The following is a 17,535-nucleotide window of genomic DNA, read 5'->3' as shown; positions in this document are numbered from 1 at the left end:
AGCGTAGAACTTCTTTTTAATTACAGCCATATTGTAACAGCTGCAATAACAATATGCAATTATCACGACAAATGATTGCAACAAAAAAGACTGTCCCAATCATAACTTTGGCCAGTTATGGGATAGTCTTCTGACAAACCTATAATTAAGCCACCGCTCTTAAAGGCAGAGCTGCTTATTTAAAGAAGTTCTATTAGCGTAGGACTTCTTTTTTAATTATAGCAATATTTAACAGTTTGGGCGAATTATTCCTGCTTAAATAATTTGAATTTATACTGGCAAATACCGTCAACTTTAACCTCGTATTCGTGACCTGCAATTAGAGGTGTTGTACCTGGCAGATAAGTAATAATTGTTTCAAAATTGCCATAGCCAATATTCTGATAGTTAGTTACGTTGGTTGCCGGATAAGTTTGTGCAGTATCGTCATCCGTGATTGTAATTTGCGGCGTAGTTGTGATTGTTTGATTGGAAAAGTAGAGTGACCAGGCAATTTGCCGATCACTGACTAATTCTATTGGGAAGAGCCCACTGCTAGGATAAGTTACCGATTCTTGACTAGCTGGCCGAAAAGCATCGCAGGCGTTGAGCACTTTTTGAACAGAATAACGATAGCCATTACTGCCATAAGCTGCTCCGGTACCGACGCAAGATAAGCGGGTTGATAATAGCCATGCCCGGTGGCCAGTATCAAGCCCCGATAAGTTGTAGCGGTCGGTCAATAGGTCAGTTATGACATCACCGGCTGACTGATTACCTGTATTAAAGTTTAGATTGGCTGTTTTAGAAGTGGCTTGTGCAATTTTCCAAGTAGCCCGTGTAATCTCTTTTGGACGTTTTTCGTAAGGCAAACCGTGTTGGTTAATCAGCGGGTTAGCATTTAATGCTGCGAGGACTGCCGCGGTCTTTTGTGATTTTAAATCAGCGGTTGAATTTACAATTACTGGACTTAGGTCAAAAAGACTACGGTAATAATTAATGTAGTCCAGCTGGGTATTCGAATAGCTGGGTGCAAGTATGCCTTCCTTGAAGTGCCGGCTTAATTTTGGCTTAGCTTCATAAAGATTGTTGAGATTGAATGGTGTTTTGTTTAGCGCGGCATATTGTTCCTGGAATTGCTCGACTTTATTGGCTTCAGCTGGTGTAAACTCAGCAGCCATAACAGTCGTGTTGCCGATCGCAAATACCAGCAATAGACTAGCAAGCGTAATTAGCAATTTGCGTGACATTCTAAGCCCCCTTCTTGTAAGTATGAAATTATTATAGTCGATATTTCGTAATTTTTGATTAATTAGGATTAAAAATATAATAAAAGATGTAACAGTAAAAATGTTGGATATTTTTGATTACTGTTATTGCATATGTGTATAAATTATTGCATAATAATAATTAAAAAATATGTTAAATTATAATCCTGGTAAAGTCCATGAACTTAAAAACAATCAATATTTTAATCTCTATCATTTATGTTGTGCTGTCTATTTTGGTAATAATCTGTAAACCAATTAATGATAATTACACTCCTGTTTTTCTTGCAGTTTTTTCTATGATACTTTATTTTGCAAGGAAGATAAGTAAAAAGTATTTTGGTTAGTCCAAAGTTCATTAATATTTTAATTTCAATTATTAATATGCTACAATAGCCGTATAAAGAAAAAGAACCAAGTTCCAGCTTGGTTCTTAAAAGATGTTCCCGCTTAAAAGGCGGTGGCCAAATTACGTTAAACTAAGAAAGTCGTCGCGTAACCTGCTAAAGTATTGGACGGCTTTTTTAGTACAATTATTTTTGGTTGTGCTTGTCGATATAATCGAGCAACGCAAGAATAAACATACCGAACGTAAACATCAGCGTTAATGCATCGTAAACACTCACTAGCTGCTAGTCCTTTCAATAATTTATTCCATGTTTCCATAGACAATCATCTCCTTGGGATTAAACAGCCACCGCCCTTTAGCTTTATTCATCTTTTGCAGTAATTATACAAAGATAATTGTTTGTTAGCAATCTGGGATTTAAAAAATTCTTGGGTTGTGTTTGTCCTGAATAAGTTAATTCTAAATAGAAAAATCAAAAGCAAATTAGGAAAAAACTAGTTTGCTTTTTTAATCCTTAAAAATATTTCTAAAATTACTCTAATTTAAGTTTTTTCTATTAGCTAATGCCGTATAATTAACAAGTGATAACGATAATTAAGAGGTAAAAATAATGACTAAGAAAACACAAGTTGGGTTAATTTTTGGCGGTAATTCATCGGAGTATGAAGTTTCAATCATGTCAGGCCATAACATTTACAAGGCGATTGATAAGGAAAGATTTGAAGTGCATCCAATTTGGATTACCAATGATGGCTATATTGCTAGTGAGGAAGACTCGTTTAAGGTTCTTGATGATCCTAAATATACGGTAGCTAATCCGCACAAGGTAGCCAATCTGTCTAACTTAAGTGAGTTAGCTAATTTACCGGAAATTGATGTTTTCTTCCCAATTGTCCACGGTAATTTAGGTGAAGACGGTAGTTTACAAGGCTTGTTCCGGATTTTGGATAAGCCATTTGTCGGCGATGATGTGCTAGCTGCTGCAGTTACAATGGATAAGGAATTTACCAAGATTTTGGCTCAACGTGCTGGCGTGCCAGTAGCTGATTGGATTGCCATTAAGCGCTTTGAGTATGATGATGAGACTAACCCGAAGCGTGATTATGCCAAGGTTAGTGCTAAACTTGGCGGCGACTTATTCGTTAAGCCATCTAATCAAGGTTCATCTGTTGGGGTGCACCATGTTACTAATGAGGCTGAGTTTAAGGATGCCTTAGCTGATGCCTTCAAGTATGACGACAAGGTGTTAATTGAAGAAACAATTCATGGTACTGAAGTTGAAACTGCCGTTTTGGGTAATGATCACCCAATCGTGTCAGGTGTTGGTCAAATTATCAATGCCGCTGGTACTTTTTACAGTTATGACAACAAGTACGATGATGATTCCACTTCAAAATTACAAATTCCGGCTGACTTGCCTGAAGATATCGTTGCCAAAGTACGCGACAATGCTATCAAGGTTTATGAGGCAACTGAATGCAGCGGGATGGCTCGGGTTGACTCGACTTTGCGTGCTAGCGACAACAAGATAATTTTAACTGAAATCAATGCCTTGCCTGGCTTTACCAATATTAGTATGTATCCTAAGTTGTTTGAAGAAGCTGGTATTCCTTACACTGAATTGATTACACGTTTGATTGATAAGGGGATTGAACGTTACAACCATAAGAAGACTTTACTTCACAAAATTGGTTAATCACTTAGTGCTAGGGAGAACACATGATGACAAGTGATAAGCATAATTTTGAAGAATTACTGGCGCCAGGTGCTACGGCGCGCCAGTTGCATATTAGTGTGGCAACTTTGCGCAAGTATTCGCTGATTGTTGAGCGGATTACGGGCAAGTCCGATTATTATGCCAGAAATAAGCAGCGAGCTCGGCTTTACAGCAAGCAGGACGTGCAGGACCTGGATGATTTTCATAAATTAGCGCAAAATAACGGTCTGACTTTGCAGGAAGCAGCCAGACAAATCTATGCCGTTAGTGATAAGGATGATGAAGCAGGCACTGCATCTGCCAAGAATCAGGAAGTAATGACCACGCCGCAGGCGGTTAAACTGCTAAATGCCCTGCAACAGACAATTAGTCAGCAGAACACGGCGATTAAGGATTTACAGGCGCAACTTAGCCGGATTGAAGAGCAGAATAAAGAGCTGCTAGCTAAGCAAGACCAATTACAACAGCCTAAAGGCGAGCAGGATTTTAGTGCTTTGCCAGATATTTCTGGAATTGTGTCAGATGATGAGGAAGAATCAGCACCGCTTCAAGCAATGCAGGAAGAAAAGCCCCTAACTAAAGAAGAGAAACGGGCACAAGTTGAACTTGATGAAGCAAAATCAAGTCAGCAGCTTCATGATGAGATTCTGTCTAAGGCAAAAGAAAACGCGCAAAAGCGTGCCGAAAGCAACGCCCATCGGACATTGCAGGATATGCAGCTGGAACCAGAAAAGAAGCACTGGTGGCAACGATTTATTAATTTATAAATAGAAAAACGACTTTTAGTTAAAAGTCGTTTTTTCATGTTAAAATTAGCTAAAATCTGCGCCGTAAGGGTTAGTTTTGCGTTACAGTAGACGAATAGATGGGATGATTATGTTGAAAAAAGTTAAGCGGCGCTACTGGGTGGCGTTAATTATAGCAATTATCGGGCTAATATTGACGGTCTGCACTTATTTTGCAACTACAATTTATAGTAAAGATGATGTGGCAGTTATCACGGACCATACGATTAAGGACACCTTAGTGCAGAAAAATCGTGATGTCTACAATAATCATGATGAAACCAGAAAGCAGATTTTGCACCTCAAGATTTTGTCAGGAAAATATCGCGGCCGTACCTTTACAGCTCCGAATATCTATTATCCCTCGCAAATGGTCACGCAAAAATACCGCGCGGGGCAGCGTGTTTTTGTAAGTATCAGGAGCGGCGATCCGGCAATCAAGAACCCTAAGCGTGATTGGGTCTTGGTCTTGGCGTTAACCGTGACAATTGTCTTAATGGTCTTGGTTGCAGGCAAAGAGTCATTGGGCTTAGTTGTTTCAATGGCGCTAAGCTGGCTGTTGTTTTATCTTGTAATTATCTGCGACGTGAAGTTGAATGGTTCCTACATTATTCTGTTATTTGGTTTAGCAGATGTTGTGTTCTCGTTCTTCAGCTTGTTAATTGTCCAGGGACTTAACCGCAAAATGCTGGCAACTTGGCTGGCAACCTTACTTGGAGTATTCGTTTCCTTTGCGCTCTGTTATTTGATTATGCACGTTACGGGTGAGTCCGAAATCAAGTATGAAACTGGTGACTATGCCACCCAAGACCCGCGCGGGCTCTTTTTAGCCCAAACTCTACTCGGAATTTTGGGTGCAGTTATGGATGAAGCCACGGATATTATTTCTAGTTTATATGAATTGGTTCAAACCAAGAAGGACCTGACCGCTAAACAAATGATAGCAAGCGGGCGCACGATGGGTCAGGAAATCATGGGGCCGCTGATTAATGTGTTGGTCTTGATTTTTATGTCCGAGGCACTGCCCATGACAATTATCTATTTGCGTGATAATAATAGTTTAAGTTCGGCTTTTGGCTTTACTTTGTCGCTGGGAGTGACGCAAAGTGTCATTTCGGCAATCGGAATTGTCTTAACGGTAGTGTTTGCGACCGGCTGCAGTCTGTTGTTTTTAGAAGATAAAAAATGGAAGGCGAGGGCGGACAAATGAGTACCTTAATGGCGTTAATTATTGTTTTGGCGGTTTTGATGACGCTAATTGGCGGTGAAACTGGCATTCGCAGCTTCTTTAGTGTGTTAATCAACACGCTGCTTTTGATTTTGGTGGCAGTTTTTATTTCGTGGGGAATCAGTATTCCAGTCTTGATTTTGTTATTTATTCCGTTAAAATTAGTAACAATTATCTTTTTAGGAACTCATGATTATCAAGTTGCTAAAAACTCATTTTATTCAGCGCTGATTGTTTGTTTAATTGATAGCTGCCTGATTTTGGGTTTTCAATGGCTGGCGCAAGCTGCAGGTCTAGGGCCAGAAGCGGGAGAAGTCTTAGTTGGTCTGTCACAAATGCCGGGTTTGAGTTACCCACTGATTGCCGTGGCCGTGGCAATCTTTTCAACATTAGGTGCAGTGGCGGAAGCCGCGGTGGCAATGAGTTCCGGTCTATTAGAAATTAAAAAGCACAACCCTGACATTAGTCAGCATGAGCTGCTTGTTAGCGGCGGCAAAATTGGCAAGGATGTGTTAGGAACCGCGATGAACACAATTTTGTTTGGGATGTTCGGTAGTTTTCTCTCATTATTCTTGTGGTATTTCCGCTTGCATTACACGCTGGGTGAAGTTTTAAATGAAAAGTTATTTGTCAATGAAGCGTTAATCATTATGTATTCGCTCATTGGTGTGTTATTAACTGTTCCGCTGTCGACGGCTTTTTTGGCAAGAGGAATGGCAAAACGTGAGGTGAAAAATGAAGATAGAAGATAAGACGTTAACTAATTTTAATGGTCGTGAATTTAAAATTCATACTTATACTTTGGGCGATATTGGCGATTTAGTGATAGCCAAGAGGCCGCTGGCCGTAGTAATTCCCGGCGGCAGTTTTGACCATTTGTCTAAACGTGAGGGCGAGCCAGTTGCCTTGGCATTTAATAATCGCGGCTTTAACAGTGTTGTAATGGATTATAACTTGATCCAAGATGAAGGGGACATCTATCCTGATGCAGGGCTCGATGTTTTGACTACGATTAAGTATTATCGTGACCATGCCGCTGAATACCAGATTGATCCAGAAAGAATTGTCACAATTGGCTTTTCTGCTGGTGGTCATGTTGCCAGCATTGCCAATGATTTTGCGACGTCAAGTAAGTACCAAGCACAGTACAATTTTGCTTGTCAGGATGTTATCCCGAACAAGACAATCTTGGGTTATCCATTAATTGATGTTAATAAGATTGGCTTTGATGTGCCGGATGGTGAAGAAGGCATGATCCCAGAAGATAGGTATTTGCAGGACAGTGCATTAAGTGTTACACGTGAAACGCCAGCAACCTTTATTTTTCATGCGTGGGATGACCAGGTTGTATTAGTTGAGAACACTTTGGAATATGTGGCAGCATTGCGGGCAAAAGATGTACCGTGTGAAGTTCATATCTTCAATAAAGGTGGTCACGGCTTTTCACTGGCACGCGCGGATATGGTAACTAAGGGCCGCGAATGGCAAGAAAATCCGCACGCGGGACATTGGTTCGACCTTGCTCAAGAATGGCTGACAAGTGAATGGTAATTAAAATTAGGCAATCTGCTAAATAGCAGGTTGCCTTTTTATTTAACTAATATTTTCTAGAATTATTAAGCAAAGGACTTGCAATTTTTGCTAGAGGGTATATAATGCAAATATTTATATCGAAAGAAAGGACATGATTTTTTGAAGTTATTAAAGATGAAACTATTGACAGCAATTAATGGCTTACTGACAGTGAGCAGTTTAATCATGTTGTTCTTTGGGTTATGCAATCAAATTAATGAGTCAGGCAGCTTTTTAGCAGGTGAGCAGACAATCGCAAATAATGCTAATTTGATCATCTTTATGGCGGTAATTGCCATGATGATTTTCGGATTTGCGTTTTTTGCCAGCTGGATCAAGAAGAGAAAAGTTGAGGCACATTTATTACGACACGCGAGACACAGCGCGCACAGAGCGTAAACTGATTAATTAAAAAAGCTGCATTTTGCAAGTTGCGAAGTGCGGCTTTTTGCTTGTTAAAAGTAGTTAAATATCAATATCTGATGATAAAAAACAGGTATTAAAAAAGCAGCCTAATAATTATTAGACTGCTTTTTATTGAGGGAATTAATAAAAATTAAATTTAATACCAGTTGTGAGCTAGCCAAAATCTTTTGGCGTTAACCCATGAACCATAGCGACCGTAAACATAATTATCAGCGGTTCTATCTTGGTTCTTCTTCGAATAATCACCGTGCAGGTAGCCGATATTTAATTGGTATTTACCGTAACAAGAACCATTTCTTGCGGAGTAGTTGCCGCCGGACTCTTGCATGGCAATCCAATTTTTAGCTGCTTTTTCAGTTTTGGATAACTTGCGTGCAGCTTGAACAGTTTGAGTATTATTGTTAGTGGTTGTCTGCATCACTGCGGTAACACCTATGGCAAGCGAGAGTGCCGCGATTAATTTAAGGATAAAAGGTTTAATTTGTTTCATTTATTTATTCATTCCCTGTAATTCGTTAATTTTTACTATTGATTATAGTACACTAGCAATATTTCATTGTTGTTACAGAAATAACACATGGACCTTACAATCAAGTTTTAATGTTATTTCTGTACATTTTTGGTAGAATTTATAATAATGACTAATTCAGGAGGCAATTATGGCAGTAAAACATTTTTACGAAACTTTTCACCCAGAACATTATGATTTGTTCATAGATGTTAACCGTGAAAAAAAGACGATTACTGGTACCTCAACCATCACTGGTGAGGCACTTGAAGACACAATTTTAGTCAACCAAAAGTACATGAAAATTGCGGCAGTTAAAGAAGATGGCAGGGACGTGCCGTTTACTGTTGATGATGATAGAGAAGCAATTAAGATTGACTTGTGCAAGACTGGAACAGTTACCGTTGCGATTACTTATAGTGCACCGTTAACTGATACTATGATGGGGATTTATCCGTCATATTACATGCTTGATGGTGTCAAAAAGCAGATTATTGGTACCCAGTTTGAAACGACTTCCGCAAGACAAGCTTTTCCGTGTGTTGATGAACCGGAAGCTAAAGCAACGTTCAGCTTAGCAATTAAGTATGATGAGCATGAAGGCGAGACAACGATTGCCAATATGCCAGAAGTCAAAGTTGAAAATGGCGTGCACTACTTTGAAAAGTCAGTTAGAATGTCCAGCTACTTGGTTGCCTTTGCCTTTGGTGAATTGCAGTCCAAATTAACGGAAACTAAAGATGGCGTTAAGGTCGGCGTTTTCGCAACCAAGGCGCACAAGGCTAAGGAATTAGACTTTGCCTTGGATATTGCTAAACGAGCAATTGAATTTTATGAAGAATTTTACCAGACTAAGTACCCATTGCCGCACTCATGGCAATTGGCATTGCCAGACTTCTCTGCTGGTGCAATGGAAAACTGGGGCTTAGTTACTTACCGTGAAGCCGCAATTTTACTTGATCCTGACAACGCGACAGTTGAACAAAAGGGTTACGTTGCTAGTGTCATTACGCACGAGTTAGCTCACCAATGGTTCGGTGACCTTGTAACCATGAAGTGGTGGGATGACTTATGGTTGAACGAAAGTTTTGCCAACATGATGATGTATCTGTCAGTTGATGCAATGGAGCCTAGCTGGGATGTTTGGAATAATATGTACCAAACTGGTGAAGTTCCGTCAGCTTTAAACCGTGATGCAACCGATGGTGTGCAGTCAGTTCACGTTGAGGTAGAACATCCAGCAGATATTGATTCACTCTTTGATAGTGCAATTGTCTATGCCAAGGGTTCAAGAATGCTGGTAATGGTGCGTCAATTGTTAGGTGATGATGCTTTACGTAAGGGACTTAAATATTACTTTGACCATCATCAATTTGGCAATGCCACAGGGGACGACTTGTGGAACGCCTTATCAACGGTAACTGATTTAGATATCGGTAAGATTATGCACACTTGGCTCGACCAACCTGGCTATCCGGTTGTCAGTGCGCGGGTTGAGAACGGTCATTTATTATTAAGTCAAAAGCAATTCTTTGTTGGTGAAGGTAAGGACGCTGGCCGCACTTGGGCAATTCCGTTGAATGCTAACTTTGCGGCACCACAAATTATGACAGAGCAAGAATTAGACTTAGGTGACTACCAGACTTTGCGCGCTGAAGCTGGTCATGCTTTGCGCATCAATGTTGGTAATAATTCTCACTTTATCGTTAATTATGATGAAACCTTAATGGCTGACATTATGAATGAATTGGATACCCTCAAGCCAGTTGATGAATTGCAATTATTGCAGGACTTAGGGTTATTAGCAGAAGGCAACCAAATTTCTTACGCTGAAATTGTGCCATTATTGCCAAAATTTGCGGCTTCAAGATCAAATATTGTGATTAATTCCTTATTTAGTTCTGCTCGGCAATTACGTAAGTTTGTTAAGCCAAATTCAGTTGAAGAAAAGAACTTGAAGGCCTTCTTTAACCAATTGTCAGCTAAGCAAGTTGAACGTTTGGGCTGGGAAGTTAAGGCAGATGATAATAGTGCTGATTTGCAAATGCGGCCAATTGAATTATCTGCTGCCTTGTACGCTGATAATCAAGCTGTAATTGACGAAGGACACAAGATTTTCGCTGCGCATCAAGATGATTTGGCCGCAATCGAAGCATCTGTAAGACCTTACGTTTTAATTAACGAGGTTAAGAACTACAATGAGGCTGGCTTGGTTGACCGTTTGATTAAGGAATACCAAACAGCAGTTGATCCTTATTACAAGGAAGACTTGCTTGCCGCAATTACCAGTACCAAGAACGATGCTGAGATCAAGCAAATTGTAGCTGACTTTGAAGATGCCGATGTTATCAAGCCGCAGGATTTGCGGACCTGGTACTACAATATCTTGGCTAATCCTCAAGGTGAACAAGCTGCTTGGGACTGGCTGCGTGATGAGTGGTCATGGCTGGAGAAGACGGTCGGTGGTGACATGGCATTTACCAGCTACATCACTGTTACTTCCAGAGTGTTCCACACACCAGAACGGTTAGCTGAATTTAAGGCTTTCTTTGAGCCTAAGGTTGACCAACCTGGCTTGGGTCGTGAAATTATCATGGACACCAAGGCAATTGCAACCAAGGCAGAGTTAGTTGAGAAAGAACAAGCTGCTGTTAATCAAGCAATTAAAGATTAAATTCAATTAAAGTTAAAAGAGCATTACTGTTCTCTAGGTAATGCTCTTTTATTTTTTTAATTGTGAGTATAAGATTTAATTTTTATTAACATTAGCTGTATAATTGTAAGGTACTGTCTAATTAAAGGAGCTTAATTTTAATAATGAAGGAAAAAAATAACGATACGGCGTTCTTTGGCCAACCTAAAGGGTTATCAACGCTTTTTTTCACTGAAATGTGGGAAAGATTTAGTTATTATGGGATGCGAGCAATTTTATTGTTCTACATGTATTACGCGGTAAGCAAGGGCGGTTTGGGCATGAACCAAACTACGGCTGCCTCGGTAATGTCAATTTATGGCTCGCTGGTCTATCTATCAAATATTGTCGGTGGCTGGTTGTCCGACCGGGTCTGGGGCCCGCGCAAAACCGTCTTTATCGGTGGCGTTTTAATTATGTTCGGTCACATTGTCTTATCTTTGCCGATGGGACTAGTTGCACTTTATGCTTCGATTGCCTTGATTGTTGCAGGTACGGGATTGTTGAAGCCTAATGTCTCTGACATGGTTGGTGGTCTTTATTCCGAAACTGACCGGCGTCGTGATGCTGGCTTTAGCATGTTTGTCTTTGGAATTAACCTAGGTTCTGCAATTTCACCAATTTTAGTACCTTGGGCTGCTAACGGCTTTGGCATTCACATGTTTGGCAATGAAATGAACTTCCATGCTGGCTTTTCACTAGCTGCAATTGGAATGTTCTTTGGCTTAATGCAATATTATTTTGGCGGGAAAAAATATCTCTCAAATGAGAGCTTGCTGCCAACTGATCCAATCGATCACGATAGCTTAATTAAGATTTTGAAAAAATCGGTAGTTGCCGTGATTGCCGTTATCGTATTGTTAGCCATTATGGCAGCTTGCGGTCAATTAAATATTGCCAATGTCATCTTATTGATTACAATTGTCGCAATTTTACTGCCGATTTACTTATTTGTCGTTATGCTGCGGAGTAAAAAGGTAACCAAGATTGAACATTCACGTGTTCTCGCATATATTCCACTCTTTATCGCTGCCGCCGTATTCTGGGGAATTGAAGAATCTGGTTCAGTTGTCCTAGCTCTATTTGCGCAAGAACGAACGGTTCTTCATATTGGTAGTTGGCATTTTGCGGCTGCTAACTTCCAGACGCTTAATCCGTTATTTATCATGATTTTGACGCCATTCTTTGTTTGGCTGTGGAGTAAGTGGAAGAAGCAGCCAAGTGCTGCCGGTAAGTTCTCATGGGGCTTAATTTTCGCCGGCTTATCCTATGTAGTGATGGCAGTTCCAGGTCTACTTTACGGTACTGCTGGCCGCGTTAGTCCATTTTGGCTTGTCGGTTCATGGTTTATTGTTGAAATTGGGGAAATGCTGATTTCACCAATTGGCTTATCAGTTACAACCAAATTGGCACCAGCTGCTTATAGCTCACAGATGATGAGTATGTGGTTCTTAGCAGATGCAGCAGGACAAGCAGTTAACTCACAAATTGTTAAATACTTCTCTACTGGTACTGAAATTCAATATTTCTTGATTATTGGTGGCGTAAGTATTCTTTTGGGCTTGTTGATGTTCTTCTTAGTTAAGAAAATTGATAGCTTAATGGCTGGAGTTCACTAATTAATAACAAAAAATATCCGTTAGTCCTAATAACTAACGGATATTTTTTTGCTTATTTAATTATAAACGATGACGGCTTCGTGCTTAACAATATTGTGCCAAACCTGTTTGATTTCACTTGGCTTAATATTAACGCAGCCGTGTGAACCACCACGTAAGTATGCCTTCTTGCTCCAATCGGTGCGCCAGCTGGCATCGTGCAGGCCGCAGCCGCTCAATGTGAATGGCATCCAATATTGAACTTTAGAAGCATATTTAGAACCATCGTCATTGCGGCCGCGCAGTGTTGCCGGTGACTGTTTGTCTTGGATATACCAGACGCCTTGCGGTGTTCGGTTGCCCTTGCCGCCGTCCTTAGTTCCTGTAACAACGTCAGTCAGGTGAACTGCCAGCTTACCTTTTCGAACAATCCAGACCTCCTGCTTTTTAAGAGAAACGACAACGTAATTATCGCCAATACCGTGGTTGTTCTTGCCATAGCCTAGGCCATAAGTGCTGTAACCAAGTCCATAAATATAATCTTGACCGTCAATTGTCTTGGTCTGGTTCAGATAGGCTTGTTCAACCGCTGTTTGGGCCTTTTTGACATAAACGCCCCAGCCGTAACTTTGGTTTTTGACCGTGATTTTGTTGCTGTTTAGTTTAGTGTTACTTGGTACGACAAAGGTGTAGCTCTTATGCAGAGTTGAGACATCCTTATCAATTTGGTTGAGCTTAGCGGTTAAGTTCTCAACATTATTGAAGGAATATTTGCCATTTTTAAAAGTCAGCTGGTTAATCATTTTCTTTGCGGGCAAGTTATAATTTTTGCCGGCGACTTGATAATTAATCTTTGCTTTACTAATAGTTTTGAGCTTTTTGGCGGCCGCCTTTAACTGCTTAAAGTCATAAGTATGACTTTGCTTGTCTGGCATTCTTGTATGCTGCTCTTTGAAGTAAGTCGCTACTGTGTCCGCGTCAATTGTACTGGTGTTAGGGTCGCGCTCAATGGTGACTTTGCCGTTTTCAAGTAAAGCCATATTATTGGCGCGAGCATTAATCTTACTAGTTGCCTTATTGACCGTTAGATTGCCAACTTTTACACCATAAATGGTGACGTTGGGATTGAAGTGGTCAACGGCAAACTCGCGTGCCCGTTTTTCGGAGGCAACATGGTTATTGTATAAGACCACACCAAAAATAACGGCCAAAATCAAAATAACGCCAGCAATAACTAAGTAGAGGTTATTGCGGTGATTGTACCTTTTTAAGTCTTTTCGTGATTGCATAAATTTACCTACTAAAAATCAAACAAAATAAAACACCTGTAAGATGATCGCTGCTACAGTTTATCATCTATTACAAGCATAGTAAAACTTATCAACAAAGCGGGTTATCTGTGATAATAACTGGATATGTATTTAATTAATTATAGAATATTTTTTGTTACTTGGGAAAGATTAACTTATAATACGTAACATTAAGGTGGCAAAATTATTGTTAGGGGGAGTAAGAAAATGGAAAATGAACCGTTAGTTTTTGAGTTAGGAATTGCCAAGGGTAAGCCGCACTCATACCGTAAGACACCGCGTAAGCCGGTCTGTCCCTTTTGTGAAGTTGACCAATTAACCGATATTTATGAAAAACGCGGTGAGATGATCTGGCTGCATAACAAATTCCCGACTTTACGCGATACTGTCCAGACAGTGTTGATTGAATCTAACAATCATGCTGGTGATATTGCTAATTACACTCCCATTTATAATCGGAAACTCATGCGTTTTGCTCTGGCATGTTTTAAAAAGATGAATGATAGCGGCAAGTACAGGTCTGTTCTGTGGTACAAAAATTATGGGCCGTATTCTGGTGGCTCGCTTGAACATCCGCACATGCAGCTGGTTGGTTTGAAGCAGCTTGATGGCTATAAGTATCTTCAGAAAAATAATTTTGCCGGGATTTCCGTGTTTGATAATCAGGACGTTGAGGTCAATATTGCCACACATCCAGTTCAAGGCTATGATGAGCTAAACATTAATTTGCTAAAGGAGTCGGGGTTAGACTTATGGTCTGACTGGATTCAGAGCGGCGTTAAATACATGCTCAATATCATGTTTAACGGTCGCTGCACATCGTATAATCTATTCTTTTATCCGCGTGAAGATGGCGGTATTTGTGCTAAATTGATTGCTCGTTTTGAGGCGCCGGCATATTTTGTTGGTTATAAATTATCGCAGGTTGATGATGAAACGACCTTGCAAGCTGAGGCAAAGCAATTTCGCCATTTTTTTGATAATGGTTCACAGCTTGAATAAGGTCGTTGCCAGACACGATTTAGCAAATTTTTGGTAAGATTAATGGTTAAGACAGCCAGCACAAATTTTATCAGCAATATATTGTAAGTATTTATCAAGGAGAAACACATGCACAGAAAAGAAACGCGTAACTTAGCAATTACCGCAGTATTTGTTGCAATTTTTTTATTACAGACTTTCGTTCCTAATATTGGCTACATTCGGATATTGCCAACATTGCCGGCAATTACGACTGTACCGCTGACAGTAGCCGTTTATTCCTTATTAATGGGACCTAAGGCAGGAACACTTTTTGGCCTTTTCTGGGGCTTATTGCGGCTCTTTCAGGCGTACACACAGCCGGGCGATATTGTCAGTTTAATGCTGTTTCAAAATGTCTTTATTTCTCTTGTGCCCAGCATTTTGGCAGGGCTATTCCCAGGGCTAATTGGCCGCATGTTTGAACATAAGTCGGGTAAGATGAAGGAATTGGGCTACATCTTGGCTGGGGCAGTCACATCCTTGACCAACACCGCGATGGTAATCTTACTGACAAGTGTTATCTTTATGGGAAATGGCAAATTGGCAGCAAGCATGGGGCATTTTGCGCCGGGAACGCCGCTAATTGTGATTTTGATTTTGGCATTAGGGATGAACGGCTTAATTGAAGCAATCTTCACGGCTGTTATCACGCCAATTATTGTTACACCAATGAAAACAGTAATGAAAAAATTACGGTAGAGTAAACGGCCGTTAATAAACTCAAGAGCAGGTTACCTGCTCTTTTTTTATGGCTGAAATTATATTAAAATAAATATGTTCGAAAATTCAATTAATTAGTGGGAGAAAATTAAATGAAAAAGTGTCAAAGTTGTGGTGCATTAATGAACGTTGACGTAAATTTTTGCACTAATTGTGGTGCGGATATTCGACAAGTTGCGCAACAGCAGGTTAACCGTGCGGATATTCAAGCAGAAATTAATCGTGGTCAGGGTACAGCTGATGAAACATCACGGCAAAATTCCGACGACCAATTACAAAAATACTGGCATTGGCTCGTTAAGTCGTGGCGGCATCCGTTTAGTGAGCAGGAAAGTGTTAACTGGTATGGCGCAATTACGTTACTGATTGAGGATGTAATCTTTGCCTTAGGGCTATATATTGGCATGAGCGGGATTTCCAGTCAGTATATCAATGGTCAACAATTGCCTGTCTTTACCGGGATTTCTTTTGGTACGGCACTTGAAGTCCTGTTTTTTGTCATGCTCTTAGAAGCAGCGATTGCTGGGGCCAATTATCTGGCATACCTGTTTATTTATGGTCAAAGACGCAGTTTTATTTCGTTTTTTAATTATGCCATTCAGGCATCTAACCTCAATGTCATCTTAATCGTAGCTGCCTTTATCTTTATGATGCTGGGCATCGGTGGCAAGATTTTTGCTGTATTGTTGTGCCTGATTTGCTTTGGCATTTTTGGCGATGCCTTCCAAGTAGTCCTATTGGGCGACACCAACCCAGTGCGTGACAAAATGTATGGCTTCCTAATTTCCTTATTTGCCAATTTTATTGTCGGATTAATTTGGCTGGCGGTTGTTTATAATACCGTTATTTTGCAGTTTATTTCGTACTTTACCAGGCTATAAGTTAAGGGAGGTTAATTATGGGAGAGAAAAAATTTTGTCCGCAATGCGGTAATAAAGTGGAGGCAAGCGTTAAATTTTGTCCACATTGTGGTGCTGATCTGACAGACGTGGCGACTGCTCAGCCGCAAACAAAAGCAAATTCGGCTAAAATGACTGGTCAGCACACGCCGCCTAAGTCGCGCCAGCAGGTTAATCAAGTTGCGGCACCGAAAAAGCAGCCGCTTAAGAAGAAAACCAAGGTTACTTTGTGGCTAGTGGCAATTATCGTGGTTCTATTTGGCGGTTTTTATGCTTGGGGTAGTAATCATTACAGCCGCAACAACCAGATTGACCAGATTATTGTTAGTTTGAAGAATCCGCAAATGGGTTTGGCACAATATGTGACAACTGATGACCATACTATCAAGGTAACTAACAATGCTTTGAAGCCGCTGCAGAAGTATTATCAGTCCCACCAAACAACGGCTAATAATTTGAGTATGAATTTAAAAGCCGGCGGCAGTACCAGTCAGATCAGCCTAGTACAGTCGGGCCGCTATCTGCTGCTTTTCCCGAAATATACGCTGCACATCAATACGTATACCCCGCAAGTGGAAACCAATCATCGTGACACCCGCGTGTTAGTCAACGGCAAGTCAGGTGGTCAAGTTAAGGGCAGTGCGGATAGCTATTACAAGAAATTATCGCCGCTTTTTCCTGGTAAGTATCATCTTGAAGTTGACTCTGTGGTGTCAGGGCGTGAGCTCAAGGCTGACTCAACGGTCAATGTTTGGTCGAACAAAACGATTAACATGAATATTAAGACGGCGACATTTTCAATTGCTAGTGTTCCCGGCGGGACGATTTATATCAATGACAAAAAAGTTGGTGTCCTAAGCGGCAATGGCAGTAAGGTTTTCAAAAATTATCCGATTACCGATAATATGGAAGTCTATGTCACGACGACTTTTGGCAGTCAAACGATTAAGTCGCAGTTGATTACTGACTTGCCAGAGGCAATTGATAACGGCGATAGCGATAGCAATACCAGTGATGATGTTGATTTTGATGATGACGATCATGTGGTCTTGAAGCCGCAATGGAAGGGACTAATTGATAAGAGTGACGCGGAAGATCTGTTAAAGAGTGACTTTAATGATCCCGAAAGTGAAGATTTTATTGGCGGCAGTGACAACAGCAGCTATCAAGAATTACGCAAGATGCTCAAGGGCTTTGACCGCAATGATTCCACGATTTCCTATGATATGGATTGTGACATCGTTTCGATTAATCCGGCTCCGAATGATTCCAGCAGCGTTATTTACAAAATCACCTATACCTTTGAAAAGGATAACGGCGACGAGCATACCCAAGTGATGCTCTATAAGGGTGCGATTTTGCAAGAAGACAGTGATAAGCAAAAGATTAAGTCAATCGGCAGCGGGGCAGTTATCAGTGATAAAACTGATAAGTCCGGCGAAGATGACGATGATGATTAAC

General features: G+C 40.5%; 16 protein-coding genes. 12 read left to right on the top strand and 4 right to left on the bottom strand.

All coding sequences use genetic code 11. The features are described 5' to 3' along the window. Positions 1 to 245: 245 nt before the first annotated feature. Both PT278_RS05770 and PT278_RS07950 read right to left on the bottom strand, forming a co-directional pair. Positions 246 to 1,229 (bottom strand): CAP domain-containing protein, encoded by a 984-nt coding sequence (locus PT278_RS05770; RefSeq protein ID WP_277130911.1) that lies wholly within the window; start codon positions 1,227 to 1,229, stop codon positions 246 to 248. A 551-nt stretch (positions 1,230 to 1,780) separates the two neighbouring features. Then, positions 1,781 to 1,831: a hypothetical protein gene (locus tag PT278_RS07950; RefSeq protein ID WP_348636162.1), complete on the bottom strand. Its 51-nt coding sequence runs from the start codon at positions 1,829 to 1,831 to the stop codon at positions 1,781 to 1,783. 375 nt (positions 1,832 to 2,206) lie between these two features. Between PT278_RS07950 and PT278_RS05760 the strand changes: the two genes are divergently transcribed. The 6 genes from PT278_RS05760 to PT278_RS05735 all read left to right on the top strand — a co-directional run bounded on the left by PT278_RS05760 (position 2,207) and on the right by PT278_RS05735 (position 7,297). Further along, positions 2,207 to 3,292 carry a D-alanine--D-alanine ligase family protein gene (locus tag PT278_RS05760; protein ID WP_277130909.1) on the top strand — a complete coding sequence of 362 codons (1,086 nt, stop codon included), beginning with the start codon at positions 2,207 to 2,209 and terminating at the stop codon, positions 3,290 to 3,292. Between the two features lie 26 nt (positions 3,293 to 3,318). After that, positions 3,319 to 4,080, top strand: coding sequence for a transcriptional regulator (locus PT278_RS05755; protein WP_277131025.1), 762 nt, complete (start codon positions 3,319 to 3,321; stop codon positions 4,078 to 4,080). A gap of 109 nt (positions 4,081 to 4,189) precedes the next feature. Next, complete coding sequence (locus tag PT278_RS05750) at positions 4,190 to 5,308, top strand: YibE/F family protein (RefSeq protein ID WP_277130908.1); 1,119 nt, start codon at positions 4,190 to 4,192, stop codon at positions 5,306 to 5,308. Next, a complete protein-coding gene (locus PT278_RS05745) occupies positions 5,305 to 6,078 on the top strand; it encodes a YibE/F family protein (RefSeq protein WP_277131023.1) in 774 nt (257 codons plus the stop codon). The genes PT278_RS05750 and PT278_RS05745 overlap by 4 nt, the downstream gene beginning before the upstream one ends. Beyond that, the gene (locus PT278_RS05740; RefSeq protein ID WP_277130907.1) at positions 6,062 to 6,877 is read left to right on the top strand and encodes an alpha/beta hydrolase; all 816 of its coding nucleotides are present in this window, start codon (positions 6,062 to 6,064) and stop codon (positions 6,875 to 6,877) included. Before PT278_RS05745 ends, PT278_RS05740 begins: the two co-directional genes overlap by 17 nt. Before the next feature lie 156 nt (positions 6,878 to 7,033). Continuing rightward, complete coding sequence (locus PT278_RS05735) at positions 7,034 to 7,297, top strand: hypothetical protein (RefSeq protein WP_277130906.1); 264 nt, start codon at positions 7,034 to 7,036, stop codon at positions 7,295 to 7,297. Positions 7,298 to 7,460: 163 nt separating this feature from the next. Here the strand turns inward: PT278_RS05735 and PT278_RS05730 are convergent, their stop codons facing one another. After that, positions 7,461 to 7,814, bottom strand: a complete 354-nt coding sequence (locus PT278_RS05730; RefSeq protein ID WP_277130905.1) for an aggregation promoting factor surface protein — start codon at positions 7,812 to 7,814, stop codon at positions 7,461 to 7,463. 169 nt (positions 7,815 to 7,983) lie between these two features. Here PT278_RS05730 and PT278_RS05725 point away from each other — a divergent pair, with 169 nt between their 5' ends. After that, a complete protein-coding gene (locus PT278_RS05725; RefSeq protein ID WP_277130904.1) occupies positions 7,984 to 10,506 on the top strand; it encodes a M1 family metallopeptidase in 2,523 nt (840 codons plus the stop codon). A 143-nt stretch (positions 10,507 to 10,649) separates the two neighbouring features. Further along, entirely contained in the window at positions 10,650 to 12,143 is a 1,494-nt protein-coding gene (locus PT278_RS05720) for a peptide MFS transporter (RefSeq protein ID WP_277130903.1), read from the top strand. A 56-nt stretch (positions 12,144 to 12,199) separates the two neighbouring features. Here the strand turns inward: PT278_RS05720 and PT278_RS05715 are convergent, their stop codons facing one another. After that, complete coding sequence (locus tag PT278_RS05715) at positions 12,200 to 13,411, bottom strand: L,D-transpeptidase family protein (RefSeq protein WP_277130902.1); 1,212 nt, start codon at positions 13,409 to 13,411, stop codon at positions 12,200 to 12,202. A gap of 228 nt (positions 13,412 to 13,639) precedes the next feature. Between PT278_RS05715 and PT278_RS05710 the strand changes: the two genes are divergently transcribed. From PT278_RS05710 to PT278_RS05695, 4 genes are all read left to right on the top strand, one after another. Next, on the top strand, positions 13,640 to 14,434 hold the full coding sequence (locus PT278_RS05710; protein ID WP_277130901.1) for a DUF4931 domain-containing protein: 795 nt from the start codon (positions 13,640 to 13,642) through the stop codon (positions 14,432 to 14,434). A 108-nt stretch (positions 14,435 to 14,542) separates the two neighbouring features. Then, a complete protein-coding gene (locus tag PT278_RS05705; protein ID WP_277130900.1) occupies positions 14,543 to 15,154 on the top strand; it encodes an ECF transporter S component in 612 nt (203 codons plus the stop codon). A 113-nt stretch (positions 15,155 to 15,267) separates the two neighbouring features. Then, positions 15,268 to 16,056 (top strand): zinc ribbon domain-containing protein, encoded by a 789-nt coding sequence (locus tag PT278_RS05700; RefSeq protein ID WP_277130899.1) that lies wholly within the window; start codon positions 15,268 to 15,270, stop codon positions 16,054 to 16,056. A gap of 17 nt (positions 16,057 to 16,073) precedes the next feature. Further along, entirely contained in the window at positions 16,074 to 17,534 is a 1,461-nt protein-coding gene (locus tag PT278_RS05695; protein WP_277130898.1) for a zinc-ribbon domain-containing protein, read from the top strand. Position 17,535: the final 1 nt, after the last annotated feature.

Source organism: Lactobacillus sp. ESL0703 (assembly GCF_029433435.1).
Taxonomy (GTDB): Bacteria; Bacillota; Bacilli; order Lactobacillales; family Lactobacillaceae; genus Lactobacillus.
Note: the sequence above shows the minus strand (reverse complement) of the source record. Positions and strands in the feature narration are given on the sequence as shown.